This window comes from Microbacterium sp. Bi128 (assembly GCF_918698205.1).
In genome coordinates, this window is record NZ_CAKKMM010001042.1 from 1 (window position 1) to 1820 (window position 1820).

Genomic DNA, 1820 nt, shown 5'->3' on the forward strand with positions numbered 1-1820 from the left:
TCTCCGCCGGCGGCCGCGTCCTGGCCGTGGTGGCGCTGGGCACGGACCTCGTGGAGGCCCGGGAGCGGGCGTACGACGGCGTCGAGCTCGTCCAGCTGGACGGCAGCCAGTTCCGCACCGACATCGGCGGCAAGGCCGCCCGCGGCCAGATCCGGGTAGCCGGGCCGGGAACCGCGGCCGCGTCGAAAGCGAAGGCATGAACGTGACCGAATCCGCAGCGCCGACGCCCGGCACCCAGCCCGAGACCACGCCTGAGACCCCGCCTGAGACCACGCCTGAGACCCCGCCCAAGGGCGGGCTCGACACCGCCACGCAGGACCTGCCCGGCTGGCGGCACGTCTACTCCGGCAAGGTCCGCGACCTCTACGTCCCCGCGGACCCGGCCCTCGCGGAACGCTTCGGCCAGGATTGTGTCCTAGTGGTGGCCAGCGACCGGATCAGTGCGTTCGACCACGTACTGGCCAGCGAGATCCCGGACAAGGGCCGCATCCTGACCCAGCTGAGCCTGTGGTGGTTCGACCAGCTCGGCGTCGCGCACCACGTCCTCGCCTCCACGGCCGACGACGGTGTCCCCGCCGCCGTCGAGGGCCGGGCAATGATCTGCAAGAAGCTGGACATGTTCCCGGTCGAATGCATCGCCCGCGGCTACCTCACCGGCACCGGGCTCGCGGAGTACCGCGCGTCGGGCACAGTGTGCAGCATCCCGCTGCCCGCCGGCCTGGTTGACGGGTCACGGCTGCAGGAGGCGATCTTCACGCCGTCGGCCAAGGCCGAGGTGGGCGAGCACGACGAGAACATCACTTATGACGCCGTCGTCGGCCTCGTGGGTGCGGACGTCGCGGCGGACCTGAGCAGGCTGACCCTGGAGATCTATACCAAGGCCGAGGAAATCGCGCGCGGCCGCGGCATCATCCTGGCGGACACCAAGGTGGAGTTCGGCCTCGACGCGGCGACCGGCGTCATCACGCTCGGCGACGAGGTGCTGACCCCGGATTCCTCACGGTTTTGGGATGCGGCCACGTACCGGCCCGGCCAGGCGCAGCCGTCCTATGACAAGCAGTATGTGCGCGACTGGCTGACCTCGCCGGAGTCGGGCTGGGACAAGGCCTCGGACACGCCCCCGCCCGTCCTTCCGGCCGACGTTGTGGCGCGCACCCGCAGCCGCTACGTGGAGGCCTACGAGAAGCTCACCGGCCGGACGTTCGCCTAGCCGGGCCGTTCGCCCAGCCCGGTCCGGCCGGGGCTAGGCTTCCGCGGAAGCGGCCTCGGCCCGGCGCTGGGCGAGCTTGATCTCGAGCACGGCGTCCAGCGCCTGCTGGACCCGGTCCGAGGCGCCCGCCGCGCTGAACTCCTTCTGGGCTTCCTCGAGGTACACCAGCGCCTCCGCGGCCTCCCCGGCGGCCTTGAGCGCCTTCCCCAGGAGCAGGGAGACCTCGCCGGCCGTGTGCCGGGCCAGAGCCTCCCGCTCGGCATGGATCTCGCGCAGCTTCTGGACGGCGGCCACGATGTCGCCCGTGAGGTAGAGCCAGCGGGCCCGGATGAAGGCGACCTCCAGCTGGTCGGTCTTGTTGCCGCCGACAATCGACAGGGCCAGTTCGGCGCGCTCGATCGATGAGAGCGTCTCGGGTTCGACGATTCCCGAGGAGAGGCGGACGGCGGCGGAGGCCTTGTTGAACCGGGCCCACAGGTCGATGTCGTTGGCCGGGGAGAGCAGCCGGCCGGCCCGCTCGTGGTACTTGATCCCCTCGGGATAGTCGTGGCGCATGAAGGCCACGTTGCCGATCACCCAGGCCACCTCGCCGGCGAGCTGGGACATCGAG

Annotated in this window: 2 protein-coding genes and 1 pseudogene; 2 read left to right on the plus strand and 1 reads right to left on the minus strand. The window is 71.0% G+C overall.

Annotated elements, in window-relative coordinates:
- Together LQV45_RS29540 and LQV45_RS29545 are read left to right on the plus strand one after the other, a co-directional pair.
- Positions 1-200 (plus strand): phosphoribosylglycinamide synthetase C domain-containing protein (locus LQV45_RS29540; RefSeq protein ID WP_290370352.1); only part of this gene is annotated, 200 nt, incomplete at its 5' end.
- Positions 197-1210 carry a phosphoribosylaminoimidazolesuccinocarboxamide synthase gene (locus tag LQV45_RS29545; RefSeq protein ID WP_230010665.1) on the plus strand — a complete coding sequence of 338 codons (1014 nt, stop codon included), beginning with the start codon at positions 197-199 and terminating at the stop codon, positions 1208-1210. The genes LQV45_RS29540 and LQV45_RS29545, both read left to right, overlap by 4 nt.
- A gap of 33 nt (positions 1211-1243) precedes the next feature.
- On the opposite strand, the pseudogene LQV45_RS29550 reads toward LQV45_RS29545, so the two are convergent.
- Positions 1244-1820, minus strand: a pseudogene (locus tag LQV45_RS29550) (XRE family transcriptional regulator); the annotation flags it as partial.

Excerpts from the sequence above, each read along its gene's own strand:
- LQV45_RS29545 (WP_230010665.1), top strand. The coding sequence starts at position 197 with ATGAACGTGACCGAATCCGCAGCGCCGACGCCCGGCACCCAGCCCGAG.